At 64.7% G+C, this 17,026-nt stretch carries 16 protein-coding genes and 1 pseudogene; 5 read left to right on the top strand and 12 right to left on the bottom strand.

The annotated features are described in order from the left end of the window. Window position 1: 1 nt before the first annotated feature. From ACXJKC_RS02335 to ybaK, 6 genes are all read right to left on the bottom strand, one after another. Complete coding sequence (locus ACXJKC_RS02335) at window positions 2–715, bottom strand: ABC transporter ATP-binding protein (protein WP_456695062.1); 714 nt, start codon at window positions 713–715, stop codon at window positions 2–4. After that, window positions 712–1,512: an ABC transporter ATP-binding protein gene (locus ACXJKC_RS02330; protein ID WP_456695061.1), complete on the bottom strand. Its 801-nt coding sequence runs from the start codon at window positions 1,510–1,512 to the stop codon at window positions 712–714. Before ACXJKC_RS02330 ends, ACXJKC_RS02335 begins: the two co-directional genes overlap by 4 nt. Beyond that, window positions 1,499–2,392 carry a branched-chain amino acid ABC transporter permease gene (locus tag ACXJKC_RS02325; RefSeq protein ID WP_456695060.1) on the bottom strand — a complete coding sequence of 298 codons (894 nt, stop codon included), beginning with the start codon at window positions 2,390–2,392 and terminating at the stop codon, window positions 1,499–1,501. Before ACXJKC_RS02325 ends, ACXJKC_RS02330 begins: the two co-directional genes overlap by 14 nt. Beyond that, window positions 2,385–3,275, bottom strand: coding sequence for a branched-chain amino acid ABC transporter permease (locus tag ACXJKC_RS02320; RefSeq protein WP_456695059.1), 891 nt, complete (start codon window positions 3,273–3,275; stop codon window positions 2,385–2,387). The genes ACXJKC_RS02325 and ACXJKC_RS02320 overlap by 8 nt, the downstream gene beginning before the upstream one ends. Window positions 3,276–3,321: 46 nt before the next feature. Then, window positions 3,322–4,500, bottom strand: coding sequence for an ABC transporter substrate-binding protein (locus ACXJKC_RS02315; protein WP_456695058.1), 1,179 nt, complete (start codon window positions 4,498–4,500; stop codon window positions 3,322–3,324). Between the two features lie 118 nt (window positions 4,501–4,618). Continuing rightward, the gene (gene ybaK, locus ACXJKC_RS02310; RefSeq protein ID WP_456695057.1) at window positions 4,619–5,104 is read right to left on the bottom strand and encodes a Cys-tRNA(Pro) deacylase; all 486 of its coding nucleotides are present in this window, start codon (window positions 5,102–5,104) and stop codon (window positions 4,619–4,621) included. A gap of 100 nt (window positions 5,105–5,204) precedes the next feature. Here ybaK and ACXJKC_RS02305 point away from each other — a divergent pair, with 100 nt between their 5' ends. Then, window positions 5,205–7,163: an oxidoreductase gene (locus tag ACXJKC_RS02305; protein WP_456695056.1), complete on the top strand. Its 1,959-nt coding sequence runs from the start codon at window positions 5,205–5,207 to the stop codon at window positions 7,161–7,163. Window positions 7,164–7,206: 43 nt separating this feature from the next. Here the strand turns inward: ACXJKC_RS02305 and ACXJKC_RS02300 are convergent, their stop codons facing one another. The 3 genes from ACXJKC_RS02300 to ACXJKC_RS02290 are packed head-to-tail and all read right to left on the bottom strand — an operon-like array spanning window position 7,207 to window position 11,233. Beyond that, the gene (locus ACXJKC_RS02300; protein ID WP_456695055.1) at window positions 7,207–8,613 is read right to left on the bottom strand and encodes a purine-cytosine permease family protein; all 1,407 of its coding nucleotides are present in this window, start codon (window positions 8,611–8,613) and stop codon (window positions 7,207–7,209) included. A 47-nt stretch (window positions 8,614–8,660) separates the two neighbouring features. Then, complete coding sequence (locus ACXJKC_RS02295) at window positions 8,661–10,064, bottom strand: C69 family dipeptidase (protein WP_456695054.1); 1,404 nt, start codon at window positions 10,062–10,064, stop codon at window positions 8,661–8,663. Further along, entirely contained in the window at window positions 10,061–11,233 is a 1,173-nt protein-coding gene (locus ACXJKC_RS02290) for a glycerate kinase (protein WP_456695053.1), read from the bottom strand. The genes ACXJKC_RS02295 and ACXJKC_RS02290 overlap by 4 nt, the downstream gene beginning before the upstream one ends. A 104-nt stretch (window positions 11,234–11,337) precedes the next feature. On the opposite strand from ACXJKC_RS02290, the gene ACXJKC_RS02285 reads away from it, so the two are divergent. The 4 genes from ACXJKC_RS02285 (at window position 11,338) to ACXJKC_RS02270 (ending at window position 14,974) form a co-directional block, all read left to right on the top strand. Continuing rightward, on the top strand, window positions 11,338–12,000 hold the full coding sequence (locus tag ACXJKC_RS02285) for a GntR family transcriptional regulator (RefSeq protein ID WP_456695052.1): 663 nt from the start codon (window positions 11,338–11,340) through the stop codon (window positions 11,998–12,000). Window positions 12,001–12,274: 274 nt separating this feature from the next. Further along, window positions 12,275–13,942, top strand: a complete 1,668-nt coding sequence (locus ACXJKC_RS02280; protein WP_456695051.1) for an ABC-F family ATP-binding cassette domain-containing protein — start codon at window positions 12,275–12,277, stop codon at window positions 13,940–13,942. Beyond that, complete coding sequence (locus ACXJKC_RS02275) at window positions 13,942–14,331, top strand: MFS transporter (RefSeq protein ID WP_456695050.1); 390 nt, start codon at window positions 13,942–13,944, stop codon at window positions 14,329–14,331. Before ACXJKC_RS02280 ends, ACXJKC_RS02275 begins: the two co-directional genes overlap by 1 nt. A 103-nt stretch (window positions 14,332–14,434) precedes the next feature. After that, the gene (locus tag ACXJKC_RS02270) at window positions 14,435–14,974 is read left to right on the top strand and encodes an MFS transporter (RefSeq protein ID WP_456695049.1); all 540 of its coding nucleotides are present in this window, start codon (window positions 14,435–14,437) and stop codon (window positions 14,972–14,974) included. Window positions 14,975–14,991: 17 nt separating this feature from the next. On the opposite strand, the pseudogene ACXJKC_RS02265 reads toward ACXJKC_RS02270, so the two are convergent. The 3 genes and pseudogenes from ACXJKC_RS02265 to ACXJKC_RS02255 form a co-directional block, all read right to left on the bottom strand. Next, window positions 14,992–15,141 (bottom strand): annotated as a pseudogene (locus ACXJKC_RS02265) (DapH/DapD/GlmU-related protein); the annotation flags it as partial. Between the two features lie 583 nt (window positions 15,142–15,724). Continuing rightward, a complete protein-coding gene (locus ACXJKC_RS02260; protein ID WP_456695048.1) occupies window positions 15,725–16,360 on the bottom strand; it encodes a T6SS immunity protein Tdi1 domain-containing protein in 636 nt (211 codons plus the stop codon). Window positions 16,361–16,512: 152 nt separating this feature from the next. Beyond that, window positions 16,513–16,926, bottom strand: coding sequence for a hypothetical protein (locus ACXJKC_RS02255; RefSeq protein ID WP_456695047.1), 414 nt, complete (start codon window positions 16,924–16,926; stop codon window positions 16,513–16,515). Window positions 16,927–17,026 lie beyond the last annotated feature (100 nt).

The following is a 17,026-nucleotide window of genomic DNA, read 5'->3' as shown; positions in this document are numbered from 1 at the left end:
CTCAGGTGCCGAGGTACAGCTCGCCGACGCTTTGATCGGCGAGGATCTCCTGGGCCGGACCGGCCATCGCAACACGTCCGGCCACCAGCACCAGTCCGTGATCGGAGATCTGCAACGACTGCACGGCATTCTGTTCGACCAGAAGCACCGTGACATCGTGCAGATCGCGAGTTGCCCGAACGGCATCGAACATCTCGTCCATCATGCGCGGCGACAGCCCCGCCGACGGCTCGTCGAGCAGCAGCGTGGTCGGACTCGTCATGAGCGCCCTGGCCAGGGCCAGCAACTGGCGTTGGCCACCCGACAGCAATTCGGCCCGGGTCTTCTTCTTGGCGGCCAGATCGGGATAGGTCTCCAGCAGCTCATCGATCCGCTCGCGCCGATCACGACGCGACAGCCGTGAGCCGCCGACCTCCAGATTCTCGTGGATCGTGAGCGGTCCGAAGACATTCGAGACCTGCGGCACGAAGGCGACCTTGTGCGTCAGCACCCGCTGGTACACCGGGGTGTCGAGGACGTTCTGGCCGTCGAGCAGGATGTCGCCGGCCATCTTGCGGACCTGACCCATCACGGCCCGGAGCAGAGTGCTCTTGCCAGAACCATTGGGCCCGATCACGGTCGTGATGCTGTGTGGCTCGACCGTGACGCTCACATCGCAGATCACCGGGACGTCCTTGACGTATCCCGCGGTGACATCACGCAACTCGATGGTCATACGTTCTCCTTGCTTGCCGCTTGTGCGGACTCGACCGAGTCACGACCGCTGCGACCCAGATAGGCCTCCAGCACTTCTGGATGAGAGGCCAGTTCACCGGGCCGACACGTCGTGAGCACCGATCCCTTGTCGAGTACGTAGACCCGGTCGCACACATCGGCGATGAACCGCATGTCGTGTTCGATCGTCAGGACCGTGACACCTTCGGCCTGCAGATCGCGCAGATGTTCGGCCAGCTGGACACGGAGCGCGGGGTTGACCCCGGCGGTGGGCTCGTCGAGCAGCAGCAGTTTCGGATCGGCCATGAGCGCCATGCCCAGACCCAGAAGCTTCTGCTGGCCACCGGAGATCTTGCCGCCCGGATGATTGGCCAGGGCGTCGAGTTTGACCCGCCTCAGGATCGACCAAGCCTTCTCCAAGGCTTCGTCCTGCTCGCGCCTGACCCGTCCGGGCGTGAAGATGCTGCCGAACATCGACTGTCCGACCGGCAGCCTCCCGCCGGCCAACATCAGCTCCATGACCGTCATGCGGGTGGGCTGGTTGGCATGCTGGAACGTCCGGCGCACGCCGTGGTCGGCCACTGCCCACGGCTCCTTCTTCGTGATGTCGCGGCCGCCCAATGTGACGGTCCCGTCGTCGGGACGCTCGAAGCCGGTGATGACGTTGAGCAGCGTGCTCTTGCCGGAGCCGTTCGGACCGACCAGTCCGACCGACTCGCCCTGCTCTACCTGCAGGCTCGCGCCGTCGAGGGCCACCAGACCCGCGAACTTCTTGTGGATTCGGTCAACGTGCAGCATGGAAGATCCTTGCCTTCTCCGGGACGATTCCGCGCGAGCGAACCAGCAGGAATCCGAGCAGCACCGCTCCGACAACCAGCACTCGCGCGCTGGCCGCCTGATCGGCCGACAGGTTGATGATGTCGTTCAGGAAGCGCGACGAGTCGTACAGCAGCGTGATGAGCGCTGCCCCGAGCAGCGCCCCGAGCACGCTGCCCTGGCCGCCGACGACGACCATCGCGAAGATCAGGAACGTCTCGAACGGCATGAGCTGGCTAGGACCGATGAACGATATGTACATCGCGTAGAAGCCGCCGGACACCGCGGCGATGGCAGCCGAGATCGCCATGACCCGCACTTTCGCGCTGACGACGTCGTGGCCGAGCGCAGCGGCCAGATCCTGGTGCTCGCGGATCGTGCGGAGCACTCTTCCGAACTGGCCGTCGACCAGGCGGCGACCGATGAGATAGGCGATGCCCAGCAGGACCAGAACTGTGAGCAGGATGGCCAGGTCGCGGCTTCGGCCCGACAGACCGGACCACAGGTTCGGGACATTGCTCAGGCCTTGCGCTCCACCCGTGAAATCGGAGTTGAGGGCGATCAGACGGATGAGTTCGGCCAGGGCGAGCGTGGCGATCGCCCAATAGTCGCTGGCCAAGGTGCGGCCGAGACGCCCGACCGCTGCTCCGGCAAGTGCAGCGATGATGCCGCCGACCAGGAAGCCGAGCGGCCACGGAACCGAGTGCTGCGAGAGGATCGCGACGCTGTAGGCGCCAATGCCGACGAAGGCGACCTGACCGAAGTTGATCAGGCCCGTGACGCCGACCTGGAGATTGAGGCTGATGGCGTTGATGCCGTAGACCGCGAAGAGGATCGCGACTCCGATGAGGTAGTCAGGCACGACGCACCTTCCTTCCCATGAGTCCCTGGGGACGCAGTGCTAGAACGAGGATGAGGAGGACGAACCCGATGGCCGGCCGGTAGCTGACGGCCACATATCCGGCCCCGTCGACGAGGTCCCCGAAGTCGATTCGCAAGACGATGCCCTCGATCAGCGACAAGCCGTAGGCCGCGATGATTGCGCCCTTGACGCTGCCGAGTCCACCGACGATCGCGGCGGCGAAGACCGGGAGCAGCAGATTGAATCCGAGATCGGGGGACACTGCGGAGTTGAGCCCGAGCAGAATGCCGGCAGCTGCAGCCAGTGCACCCGACAGGACCCACACCGCGTCGACGACCCGCCCGCGGTTGAGGCCGGCGACTTCGGCCAGCTCGGGGTTGGAGGCCACCGCGCGGATCGACCGGCCGAGCGCAGTCCACCGCAGCAGAGCCAATGTCCCGGCCAGGAGCACCGTCGCGATGATCACGACGCGCACCTGAGTGGGGGTCACGAGCGCACCGCCGATGTCGATGCCACGTTCCAGCGCAGTCGGCAGGGTCCGCGGTCGAGACTCGAACAAGAACTGGATCAGTGCACGGACGATGATCGAGACGGCCAACGAACCGATCATCGCCATGATCGGATTGACCGCGAGAAGTCGCCTGAAGATCGTTCTGTACAGCACGATCGCGATGATCGCGACGCCGACGACGCTGAGGGCGGAGCTGGCCAGGAGGCCGATTCCGGCCCCCGTCAGCACCACGGCCAGGTAGCCCGCGATCGTGGCGAACTCGACGTGCGCCACGTTCGCGAAGCCCAGCGTCCCTTGAACCATCGTGAGTCCGACGGCCAGCAGCGCCAGGAGGCTGCCGCGGATGGTCGCGTCGACCAAGATCTCGCTCATGAGGTCGCTTTCTGGATGAGGTGGTGGATGGGGACCGGACACGTGATCACTGGGGAACGATCTCCCCGTCCTTGACGGTCGCCAGCACATACGGCTGCTTGGAACGTTGGCCATCCGCGTCGAACAGGATCGGACCGGTGACGCCGGTGAACGTCTGCGAGACCGTGGGCAGCGCCTTGGCGATCGCCTCGCTCGTGGCGGCGCCGGCCTCGTTGATCGCAGCTGCAGCGATCAGGACCGCGTCATAGGCCAGGCCGTTGAACGAGGACACGAAGTCCTCACCGAAGGCGAGCTTGTAGGCATCGCGGTAGGCGATTGACTCGGGTGCGTCGGCGATCGCGTTGACGTCCATGCCGGTACGTCCCTCGACCGCGACCGGATCGGCGTCGGGGACGTCTTGCGACAGGTAGATGTCGAAGACGGGGTCCTTGGAGATGCCGAGCTCGAAGACCTCTTTGTTGATCGTCGCGCCGTCCTTGCCGTACGTCGTGATGACGTACGCATCGGGCTTGAGGTCCTTGAGGCGGTTCAACTCCTGGCGGTAGTCGGCCTGCCCTTCGGTGTAGAGCTCCTTGCCGACAACCTTGCCGCCAAGTTTGCCGAAGGCGTCCGCGACGGATGCGACGATCCCCGAGCCGTAGGCGTTATTGGGCGCCAGGACCGCGATCGACTTGTGTCCCGACTCGTTCAGGGCATCAGCGGTGAATGCGCCGGCGACGTCGTCGAGGCCGATCACCGAGAACTGCTTGTCACCGAGGGGACGCATATCGATCGATGAGCTGCCGGGGTTGAGGCCGACGATGCCCTGCTTCTGCAGGTACTGCTGCATCGGGATGCTGTTGCCGGACGAGTACTCACCGATGATGACCGGCACCTTGCTGACGTCGACGAGCTTGCGTGCGGCCTGGATCGCGGCCGGTGCCCGTCCTTCGGAGTCCTCGACGTCGACGACGAGCTTCTTGCCGAGTACACCGGCTTTGCTGTTGATCGTGGCAACTGCGAGGTCGATGCCGCGCTTCTGGTCCTTGCCGATCGTGGCGTTCACGCCGGTCAGCGGCAGGACCGCGCCGAGGTGGATCTCGCCCTTCAGCTCGGCATTGGCCGCAGGCATCTCGCGCTTGCTGCCGGCGTCGTCGCTGCTGCCGCCGCACGCGGACAGGGTCAGCACCACCGTGGCCGCCAGAGCAACCGCTCCAATGCGCGAAGTGAACTTGGGAATCAACATTCTGCCTCCTTGTTGGTGCATGCAGTCTCGTATGCGATACCGCATTCCGTCAAGGAAATTCCGTGTTACAAATCACGACCACGCAGGTATCGCGGAGATTTCCCCTGCCATTACAGCCCTAAATCGCCTCGCGACTCATCGAGGCCACGGTCGCTGCAGTCGCCGAGATCAGGTCCACCACGGCCAGTTCGACCGCAAGACCACGTTTTCCGGCCGAAACCACGACGGTCCGCTGCGATGTCACCGACACATCGACCAAGGTCGGCAACGCCCTCTTCTGCCCGAACGGTGAGATGCCGCCGACGTGATAGCCCGTCGACCTCTCGGCCTCCTGGGGATCTGCCACCCGCACGTGCTTGACCCCCAGCGCCGCCGCAAGCGCTTTCAGGTCGAGGCGATGTGCGACCGGCAAGATCACGACGACCAATCCGTGCGGCGCCCTGACCACGAGTGTCTTCAGTACCCGCTGGCGCGCGAGGCCCAGCCGAGCGGCCGCCTCATCGCCGTAGTTCGCGACGAGGGGATCGTGCTCGTACGGCCGCACGACATAAGGCACGTGAGCGGCGTCCAGGGCCCTCAAGGCTCGCGTGGATCCCGTACTCATCAGACCTCCAAGCCTCTCTGCATGCAGTATTGCATGCAGGGCTTGTTGTGTGTACCGTCTCCACCCAAGCGAGCCCACCGAGTAGAAGGAGATCGACGCGATGACCGAGGACCACCCGGAGTTCCCCCTGCTGTTCTCGCCGCTGCAGATCGGGCCCATGACCCTCAAGAACCGCATCGTGAACGCGCCGCACCAGACCGGTTACGCGCACGCAGGCCGCTACACCGATCAGCTGGTCGACTATCACCGAGAGCGTGCCCGCGGCGGGGCAGCGTTCATCGTCTCTCAAGCGACCTCGGTCGTCCCGGGGTATCTCGACCTCTACAACGACTCCGACGAGATCATCCCGCAGTACGCGGCGGTGCAGAAGGCCGTGAGCGAACACGGAGCCCACTACGGCGCCGAGCTCAACCACCCCGGCAGCCAGGGCAGCTATCACGGGCCGGACGCCAGCGTCTTCGTCTCCCCCTCCGGCGTGCCCGCCGAGTACTTCCATGCCGGCTGGCGGGTCCCCCACGCCCTGACCGACGACGAGATCCTCGCCCTCGTCGACGCGTTCGGCGCGGCGGCCGCCCGTTGTCGCGCCGGCGGGCTCTCGGCGGTCGAGCTGCACTTCGCCCACGGGAACCTGGTCGAACAGTTCATCTCTCCGCGGACCAATCGACGCAAAGACGACTGGGGCGGCTCGCTGGAGAACCGACTGCGTTTCGCCGAACTGATCCTCACCGCCGTGCGTGCAGCGGTCGGTCCCGATATCGCGGTGGGTGCACGTATGACAGCGCTGGGCCTCGATCCCGGGGAGCCCAGCGCGATGGACATGACCGAGATCATCGGCACTGTCGGCTCCTGGGACCTGCTCGATTACGTCTCGTTGACGGTCGGCCATTACTCGGACGCCCTCAACACGGCTCGCAACGTGCCGAACATGACCTTCGCCCCCGGCCTGTGGCAGCGATATGGACGTGCGATCAAGAGCGTGTTGGAGGTGCCGACGTTCTTGGTGGGCCGCATCAATCACCCGCGAACCGCCGAAGACATGTTGGAGGCCGGCGCGTGCGACGGCGTCAGTATGGTGCGCGCGCTGATCGCCGATCCGTTCTTGCCCGAAAAGGCGCGAAGCGGACGCACCGAGCAGATCCGCCCCTGTGTGGGAGCCATGAACTGTCTGCAACACCTCGACCATGGCGAGGGTATTCGCTGCATTCACAATCCTGCGGTGAGCCGGGAGGGCTGGATGTCCGAGGACGTCGGTATGACCCAGCGGCCGCAGAAGATCGTCGTCGTCGGAGGTGGACCCGCCGGCCTCGAACATGCACGCGTCTCCGCACTCCGCGGCCACGATGTGGTCTTGCTGGAGAAGGCGGCCAAGGTCGGCGGGCAGGTCTTGACCTCATCCCTCGCTCCGACCCGGTCAGAACTGTTCAACATCACCGAATGGCTCCACCAACAATGCCTGGTCGCGGGCGTCACGATTCGCACCGAGGTCGAAGCGACCGCGGAGATCGTCGCGGCGCTCGCCCCCGACACCGTGGCGATCGCGACCGGTTCTCGGCTGCCCGACAACCCCTTCGACGGGGGTCCGCTGCCGTCACTCGACCCGTGGCGCGGTCTGACCAAGGAGCCGATGACCGGTCGCATCGCCCTGTACGACGCCCTCGGCGACTGGCAAGGGATCAGTGTGGCGCACGCCTTCTGCGACCGTGGCGCCGAAGTCGTCTATGTCTCGCCGACGCCGTATCCAGGTTCAGCCCTGGAGTTGACCAATTGGCGCCTCGAGTACGAACAGCTGGTCGCCGCCGGTGTCGAGTTCCACCCGATCACCGATGTCGTCGAGACCGCGGAACGGGCTCTTGTCGTCCGCACCGGATATGCCAGGACGACGGCACACATCGGCGATCTGGACGCCTTGGTCTGGATCGGTGCCCCAGTCGCGCAGGACGCGCTGTTCCACGAGCTGCGGTCGACCGACATCGACGTGGTGCTGATCGGGGACGCCTACTCTCCACGGGGTATCGAGGACAGCATCTTCGAGGGAAGAGATGCCGCGCTGAGAGTGTGAGAGGACCGGACCGCAGTTCGGCACCGGCCCCCTCGTACCGAGCTCAGGCCTTGGCGGCCACGGGCGCCGAGTCAGGCGTGTAGTACCGGCCCTTGGTCGCCACGGTCATCGCGATGTGGATGATCGGCCCGACGAACATCGCGATGAAGGACGCGTAGTAGGTCGGGTAGACCTCGAATATCCCGAGGGCGCCGATGCCCACAGCGACCGCCAAGGAGACCAGCCCGCACGGATTCCACTCGCGCACCTCGCCCTCGCGGAACTCGATGTTCTCGGAGCGACCCAGCCCCAGCCAGCGGCGGCACACGAAGTAGTCGGCCAGGAGGATCAGCACCCACGTATTGGTGAGGACGCCGGTGATGGCCAGGAACGTGCCGAGGTGGTTGATGACGTTGGTCGCATAGAAGATGACGCCGAACAGCCAGATCGCGAACATCCACCACGGGCGGCCCGGACGGTAGCCCGACACCGCATCGACGCCACTGGACAAGGTGATCGAGCCGCCATACAGGTTCATGACATTGATGCGGATCTGGGTGATGACGACGAAGACCACGCCTGCGAAGCCCATCAGGTGCACGAACACGAAGCCGGGGTCCTGCGCCTTCTCGGCACCGAACTCACCGATCAGGGTGGAGCCCAGCATCGCGCCGAGGAAGATGATCGTGAACATCGGGACAAGCTCGAGGAACATGATCGTGCCGGTTCCGCGGTAGCGGATATTGCGGCTGGCGAAGCGCCCGTAGTCGGTCGCCATCAGGCCCTGGAAGATCATCTGGCCGTTGGCGAAGCTCATCGCGGTCATCAGCGCGGCCCCGCCGGACAGTCCGGTCGCCTCCCACATCCCGGGACCTGCGACGTCGTGCTTGTCGTTGAGCGACAGCAGCGCCCACACCATCAGGCCGACGAAGATCGGGAAGCCCCACGTCTGCAGCGCCGACATCGCGTACATCCCGCGCCACACGAACGCGATCGTCACGAGGCCGATGAGGGCGAAGATCGCGATACCGGTGAGTGAGTCGATCGGGATGTCGAAGTAGTACGCGAGGGCGTGCGAGACGATCGTGCCCTCGAACAGGAAGTAGTAGATGAAGTTGAGCGCGTAGATGAACGAGGCGATCGCGGCGCCGCGACTTCCAAACCCGAGACCGCGGGAGATGAGTCCCTGCGAGAGTCCCTCACGGCTGGTCATCCGCATCGTCAGCGACCCGATCAAGATCGCGCCGAGGAAGAAGTAGCTGATCGGAATCAGCATCTTGGGCCAGCCGACCAGGAAGGTCTGTTGGGCGCCGAAGGAGAAGAAGAACATCGCGGTGGCGTTGCCCAGCAGCACGAGACTGATCGCGGGGATGGGCCAGCGTTTATCGTCGGGAACCCGCTCGACGGAGTAGCTCTCGATCTGCTCGTCGAGCGAGGCCTCCGGTCCTCGGAAGGCGGAACGTTTGGACATGTGTGTCTCCTTGGGTGAACGGTGATGTCGTGCAGAAGGGCGTGACGTCAGGCGGTGGGGGCGGCCCATCGCTCGTCGACGGGGACATCGGGGTTGACTCCGAAGTCATGGAGAAGCGAATGAGCCGCCGCTCGCGCCTGCTCGACAGCGCGGGCCGACGAGGCCGCAAGGTCAGCGGGATCTGGCGGTGTCGCCGCCCACGTCGCCTCCAGTGCATCGAAGGCACGACGGATCGTGGCGGCGCGGGCCGTGAAGTCACGTGCGAGCGGATCCTTGGCGGCATCGAGAAGCTGTTGCCACAGCCACCAGTCCGATGCAGCGTCGTGAGCGGGCTGCCTGTGACCGCGCGGATCCGCCGGACCGGACGGCTCCGGCACGACTGTGCTCTGTGGCAGGTCGACGTTCACATGCACCGGCAGGTAGACACCGGTGCACGGCGTGACGGGAGACCACAGAATCGTCACCGGCCGGTCAGGGTCGTCATGCAGCTCGACCACCATCGAGGCTGCGGTGTTCCCCCACGTGAAACCCGACGGATGCTCGTGCATGCACAAGGTGTGGAAGTCGGGCCGCGATGCGTCGAGGCTCGGTCCGCCGAGGAACGAGTCCTCCAGATGATCGCGTAGCACTGCCTTCGCGTCGGCGACAGTCACTCCTCCCCGACCGGCTGCGGCGGTGAGCATCTGGTGCGAACGGCGTCGCCGAATGTGCGAGACCTGCAACGGTGTCTGCGGGTCGGTGAAGGCATCGGCGACGTCGAGCTCGCCGCGTGCGGGGTCCCACCCGCCAGAACGCAGCGCCAGATCGAGCAGTCCGTCGCTCGTCAGGTCGGCGTCGTGTCGTGTCGTGAGCTCATTGCTGATCGACTCGACGCCGGTCGTCAGGCGGCGGGCCGCCCACTCGCGGCCGATCGTCTCCAGCACCCACGCTTCGTGGGGGTCCGCGACGATGAAGGAATTGTCGTACGAGCCATCCGCATGCGAATTCCCGAACATCGCCGATCCCCACTGGCCGTGCTGTTCGAGCAGTCCGGTCATGACGTCGAGAGCCGAACGGGCCGAGTCGCCACGCTCGAGACCCAACCGCACCAGCTCCATTCCGAGCAGGCCCGGCTCGGGGCCGTCACCGTTCTTCTCAGCAGTCACGGCTGCGGCCCACGGTCGGGTGAAGACCGCCTCATTACCGATCGCGACCCGGTGCTCGTTGACGCCCATCTCATGTCCCCAGCACCAGAACGGCGCCGATCCGATATGCGCGAAAGACGGTGCATCGTCGATCGTGACGTAGGCGAGCTGAAGTGGTTCGCCGGCCGCTCGAGCCGAAAAGCTGCGTAGCGGCTGGGTCTCTCCAGCTGGGCGGTCACTGTTCTTGCCGAACAGGACGGAACCGGACGCCGTGGCGTCGGGCAGGGCCACGAACGTGTCGCAGCTCCAGGGGCGGTGTGTGGTCATGAGTTGCCTCCGGCGACGGTAGGGGTGGGCAGATTGGCGGCAAGCACCCGCGCGGTGACCTGCTGAAGCAATGTCCGTGTGAGGGCAGGATCGGTCGCGCATGCGGCGTCGAGACGGTCGAGGGCGATGATCGAACGGAAGGGATGGTCTGCAGACGCAGCGAGCCGGTTGCTTCCGACAATTGCGACGGTGGGCACCCCGAGTCGGGCCGCAAGCGTGGCCACGGCGACCGGCGCCTTCCCGCGCAGGCTCTGCTCGTCGACACGGCCTTCGCCGGTGATGACCAAGGAGGCGCCGCGGATCACCCGCTCGGCGTCGAGGAGGTCCAAGAACACCTCACCACCCGACCGGATCCGCCCGCCGAGCAGGGCACCGGCCCAGGCCAGGCCACCGGCCGCTCCGGACCCGGCCTGCAAACTGGCGCCGACCCGATCGACCTGCGGCTCGACCATCGCGGCGAGGCGAGCCAGAGCCTGTGACATCTGGGCCACGGTGTAGTCATCAGCACCCTTTTGGCGGGCGAACATCTCAGCGGAGCCGTCCGGGCCGACCATCGGGGTGTCCACATCACAGGCCAGCGTCAGCGTCAGTCCGCGGATCGTCGCCAACGCGGGGGACACGTCGATCGACGAGCACGCAAGCAGCCCGTCGAGTCCCTCGACGACAGGTTCACCCCGAGCGTCGAGCATGACCGCGCCGAGCGCGCGCAGCAGACCGGACCCGCCGTCGGTCGTCGCGCTCCCGCCGAGGGCCAAGGTGATGTCGTCGAACCCGCGGTCGGCCAGCTTGCGCAGCACGCCACCGACACCGCGAGTCGTCGCATCTGCCGCCTCGGCGGCCGACGGCAACCGAGATCCGAGCCCGCAGATCGAGGCGACCTCGATGATCGCCCGGTTCTCGTGCACCGCGACCTGGGCTCCGATGGGCACTCCCCCCGCGTCGGTCGTGGGCAGAACCATCTGGGTCCACCCGCGCGACAGAGCAGTCTCGACACTTCCGTCGCCACCGTCGGCGATGGGCAGGCGGTCCGCGATGACCTCACCCGGTTGTGAGCCGAAAGCCGCCAGCATCGACTCGACAACCTCAGGGGCCGAGAGCGTCCCCTTGAACTTGTCCGGGGCCAGAACGACCCTCGGCGTCATCTCCGCCTCGATCAACGTGTCCTCCATCACTAGATTGTTCGTCAAGTTATCACGACGACCAACCTAGTTGTCCACACATCGTCCGATAAACTGTTCCGGCCCGCCGACCACGGGCCCGAAGGACAGCCGCCATGCCCATCCATCTCGCGACTCAGTCGGTCGGCGACGCCCTCGTGGATTCCCTGCGTGAGCGCATCCTCACCGAGGACATCAAGGCCGGCGTACCGGTCACCGAGACGTCTGTCGCCGGTGACTACGAGGTCGCCCGTCAAACAGCCAAGGCCGCGATCGAGCGGCTCGTCGGCGAAGGCCTCCTGGAGCGCACCGCGCATCGCAGCGCCCGGGTTCCCGTCCTGGAAGCACCCCAGATCCAAGACCTGTACTTCGCACGCGGCGTCATCGAGTCACGCTGCTACGAGATTCTGGCTGAGGGCACCGGCGTTTCGGACATCGTCGAGGCCACGCACGCGGCCTTCACCCGTACGGCCCAAGGCTCCGACGTCACGGCGATCGTCGATGCCGACGTGGCATTTCACCGCGCACTGGTCACGAGCCTCGACAGCACCCGACTGGCCCGTGCGCACGAGTTGGTCATCAACGAGATGCGACTGTGCCTTGCGCAAGTCCAAAGCCATCACCTGCTCGACGCGACCGAGATCCTTGCCGAACACGAGCGGATCCTCGACGCCATCCGCACGGGAGACTCGGCCGAGGCCAAGCGCGCTGGCCTCTACCACCTGTCCCACGCGGAGTCGAAGCTTCTCGAGCATCTGAAGCAGCACCCGACTACCTGAAGGTGCCGCGCTCAGATCTTCGCAGCGATCGATGCGCCTACCCGCGCCACCCGAATGACCTCGTCATTGTCGGACGAAGCGTTCGGCTAACCTTCTCGTATGCAATCTCTGCTCTTCTCCTGATACCGCTCCGGACGACTCGCCTCTCACCTACGTGAGCCAGCGGGCTGTCTGATGTCGCCTTCGACCTTCACCAGGTCGAGTCACCGAGAAGTGCACTCCTCGCGCCGTCTTGCGCTGAAGGGGTGCCTCCCGTCCGGAGAAGAGAACCCGCATGACCACGCATATTTCCTTGCCTGCGCGCGCCCGAGCACAACTCACCGCCGACAGCATCGGCATCAACCGGGGCGGTCGTACCGTCCTCACCGCAGTCGATCTAGTCGTTCGACCCGGTGTTCGTCTAGGAGTCGTCGGCGAAAACGGTCGCGGCAAATCGACGCTGCTGCACATCCTCGCCGGGACGTTGACGCCCGATGACGGGACCGTCCACCGCATCGGCACGATCGGGCTCGCCGAACAGGAGATGTCGGTCTCGGCCGACGGCACTGTCGGCGACGCGATCGACATCGAACTCGCCGACGCGCGCGCGGCGCTCAGCGCATTGGAAGCAAGCACCCAGGCGATCGCCGAAGGAACGCACGGCGCCGAAGACGCCTACGCGGACGCGCTCGACACCGCCGCGAGCCTGAACGCGTGGGACGCCGACCGTCGAGTCGACATCGCGTTGGAAAACCTCGGCGCCGTCACGGACCGCAAACTTCGCCTCGACGAACTGTCAGTGGGTCAGCGCTACCGAGTGCGACTCGCTTGCCTGCTGGGCGCGCAGCACGACTTCCTTCTGCTCGACGAGCCGACGAACCATCTGGACGCCGCCGGACTGGACTTCCTGACCGCGCGTCTCCGAGCTCATCCCGGCGGGGTGGTCGTGGTCAGTCACGACAGAGCACTGTTGACGGACGTAGCGACGTCGATCGTCGACCTCGACCCAAGCCTGGACGGACTGCCTCGAACCTACGGCGACGGCTTCCAGGGCTACCGGGATGGCCGAGCTGCGGAACTTGTCCGCTGGGAGAACGAGTACGAGCAGCAACGACTGCAACACGCTCGGCTCACTCAAGATCTGTCGGAGGCTCAGAACAGGCTCAGTACCGGATGGCGACCTGACAAAGGCACGGGTAAACATGCGCGCGCCACCCGGGCGCCCGCGCTGGTCCGATCGGTCCACCGGCGTCGAGATGATCTGGAGAAACATGCCATCACCGCCCCGGTGCCGCCTCTGCGGTTCTCCATGCCCGAGCTTCCGAGTAGGCCTGGTGTGCTCCTGCTGTCCGCCGACGAGGTCCGCGTCGAGGGACGACTCCATCGGAGCACCTCACTGACACTCGAGTCGGGATCACGATTGGCTGTGACGGGTGAGAACGGCTCCGGGAAGTCCACGCTCCTCGCAGTCCTGGCCGGTCGCCTGACGCCGAGTTCCGGCACGGTCCGGGCAGCACGCACAGCGCGGATCGGATTCCTGGCTCAAGAGTCCCCGCCCGCGCGTGACCGCACGCCGAGAGAAGAGTTCACCGCCCACGTCCAGTCGCTAAGTCGGGAAGGCATCGGGCACGCGGCAGGACCACCGTCCCTCACCGGCATGGGCCTCCTGTCATCCGCAGACCAGAACAAGCGGGTGCAGGACCTCTCCATGGGCCAGCAGCGCCGACTCGATCTAGCGAAGCTCCTGGCGGCGCGGCCCCATGTCGTCTTGTTGGACGAGCCGACCAATCACCTGTCGATCGCCCTCGTGACGGAACTGACGGAGGCTCTTCAGGTCACCCCGGCTGCTGTTGTGATCGCGACCCACGACCGGCAACTGCGCCGCGACATCGCCGGTTGGGACCACCTGGATCTGCGCGGTTCCGGCTCCGACGCGAACTGTGGCAGTGAGGGGAGCTTGTGATGATCGCAGTCGTGGGACTGTCCCTCTTCGCGACGGGCATGTGGACGATCGTCATGGTGTTTCAGGTTCTGGCCGTCAGAGATGATCCAGCGGCGCTGTCGGCGGTCGCGGCCTGTCTGAGCGCCGGCCTATTCCTGGCCGCCGTCCCGGGTGGGATCGTGGCCGACCGACGATCTCGCCGCGGGATCGTTATCGCCGTCCGGATAACGAACACAGCGGCTGTCACCGCAGTCGCCATCCTCCGTTTGAGCGACAAGATCGAGTTGTGGCATCTTGCGCTCACGGCATTCACCCTCGGGGCCGGCAGCGCGTTCTTCTATCCCGCCTACAGCGCCTTGCTACCAACCGTGTTGGCACCGGAAGAAGTCCCACGAGCCGGCATCAGGTGATGCCGACGCACACGAGACATCGGCTCTGTCGGATCTCAAGGACAGCTTGCGGTTCGTCATCGGAACCCGCTGGCTGCTGTGAACGTTACTGTTCGCGTCGCTCATGGCGCTGGTCGTGATGGGCCCGATCGAGGTACTCCTGCCGTTCGTCGTACGGGAGAACTTCGTCGACAGCGAGCGCCTTTTCGGGCTACTCCTGGCCGTCTTCGGTCTCGGTGGCGCCGCCGGCTCACTCACTATGTCCTCGCTCGAGCTGCCTCGGCGATATCTGACGGTGATGGTGATGGGGTGGGGCGCCGGCACACTGCCGCTTGCGCTCGTCGGGTTCACCAGTTCCTTCAGGGTTATGTGTGGCGCGCTCTTCGCGGTAGGTTTCAGCACCGGAGTGGGCATGGTGATCTGGGGAACGTTGCTTCAGCGGCGCGTGCCACTGGCCATGCTCGGGCGGGTCGCCAGTTTGGACTTTTTCGTGTCCATCGCCTTCATGCCGTTGTCCATCATGCTCGCGGGGCTGTTGGCGAAGACAGTCCCGATCTCAACGCTGTTCCTGGCGGCCGGCCTCACACCCGTACTCCTTGCGGCTATCGCAGTCTGGTTAGGGCGAATGCCGCAAAACGAGACAGCACATCCGCTGAAGGACTGAGGGCCTCAATCAATCTCCTTGATCACGGTGGCCGGGACTCCACCAACCACCGTTCGCGCGGGAACGTCACGGGTGACGACCGCACCGGCAGCAATCACTGCGTCCTCGCCGACGGTCACACCTTGCATGATCAGTGCGGAGGCGCCTATCCACACGTTTCGCTCGATACGGATCGGCGCCGACGTGATCCCGTGTCGTCGCTGCGCTGGATCAATGGGATGGCCTGAAGTGATCAAGCTGACGCCCGGCCCAATCATGACGTCGTCACCGATCTCGATCCCACCGATGTCGTTGAAGCGGCAATTCTGATTCACGAATACATTGCGGCCGATCCGAATGTTGATCCCGTGGTCGGAGTAGACCGGCGGGATCAGATGAAATGACTCGTCGACGGGCTGGGCCGTGAGCTCGCTCCACGCTTCACCGATCGCCTCCTGCTCGGCATACCGAAGAGCGTTCAACTCCTCAGTCAGTCGAATCGCGCGCTGCACTTTCTCGACGAAGCTCATCCTGTCCTCTCGAATAGCCCTTGCGTGACCAAAACGAGCAAACCAGATCGAACGTTCCTCGTCGCCAACGACATCCAGTGATCAGTGGAACATGTTCCGGCAGCCAACCCCGGCGCCCGGAATCCCCGTGGCGACGCGAAAATCGAGTCGATGCGATCGCCACCGAGAACAATCGCGACTGCGCGCATAGCCTTCGGACATGGGCGTCTGTCACGCCTTGGCCTCTCGATCTTGAGGCCAGCTAGCGACCAGAGACGCCGCTGATCGAAACGCCGGGAGGAAGCTGGACTATGCCCTGACGCAGCTGGCCCGACAAAGTCCAGTACACATCCAAGTCGATGACCTCAAGGTTCTCGATATCGTCATTCCCGCCCAGGAAGAGCGGCACTCCATAGCCCACACATTGATCCCGGCCTAGCGGCAGCGACTCTCTGTTAGCCCGTGACCACGATTGGTAAAAGCTGTTTGCTAGGGCTGCATCAGCGTGCTCCGTCAGTTCCTCGTTGTGAAACTGTGCCAGCGAGACAGGGATTTCCAACGCTTCACCAGTGCCTGGCTCCAACAACAGAACCTGCGGCTCATTTCGTTCCACTCGACTGCTGTCCAGAGCGAACTGTCTACCAAGCCAGTCGTAGCCGAATGGGCATACACGGGTCGAAAACTCGGGGAACGCAGAAGCGACAAGAGCCATGGCCAACGGCCCAGTCTTGTCGTCGTGTACCCGGTACAGGCCCGACTCGAAGGATGCTCCCGCGAACTCTGCAGCGAACTCCCCATACCCAGCGGCACGAATCAAACGATCATCGATCCACGGCGCAGGCGGCAGAACGCGCGAGTCCCTGCGGGACGCGTACTCGGCCCTGAAACGCTGATACATCCAATTCCCCTCAACATTTCGACACGACAGTGACCAGGTGCCCGGCTCGACTCCCGCGAGGACCACACGCTCTGAGAACAGAACCTATTGTTGACCGAAAGCTCCAACGGCATCATGTTCGTCAACGCATCAGGAAAATGACCCGTGCCCGGTTAGACCGATCCCTGCTCTTCAAGCCTCGGTAATAGGTGCGGCAGATCCCACGCGGCCACAGGCTCTAAATCGTCGCAATTCACGGTGCCTGCGGGACGAATCTCACCACGCTCGTAGAGACTCGGCTCGCCTGTGAGGGCGTCCACAACCTTCATCGTCGGGGGCCAGTCATCCACCTCATCTCGGCTCTTGTCATGACCGACAAAAGTAACTCCATCGGCGCCGAAGACATGCCGGTAGACCCCCACAACGAACTGATAGTCGCGAGAACCTATCGGAGGTTCGTCCGGCGAAACCGTCATCTCTCGGTAAAAGGCCACACAAGAGTCTTTCAGCACTCGACCGTGAGCATATCTACCATCAGACAGTTGGAATTGGTAGACATCGCCAACTTTGCGCCTGCGCCCGCTCATGAATCAACCTCCCAGACTCACACGTCTCGCCAACTGTCTGAAGCGTTGTCAAGAATGACGAACTGGAGGCAACTCGACACTCTGGCGCCCACACGCCGGA

Source organism: Aeromicrobium sp. P5_D10 (genome assembly GCF_054049535.1).
Note: the sequence above shows the minus strand (reverse complement) of the source record. Positions and strands in the feature narration are given on the sequence as shown.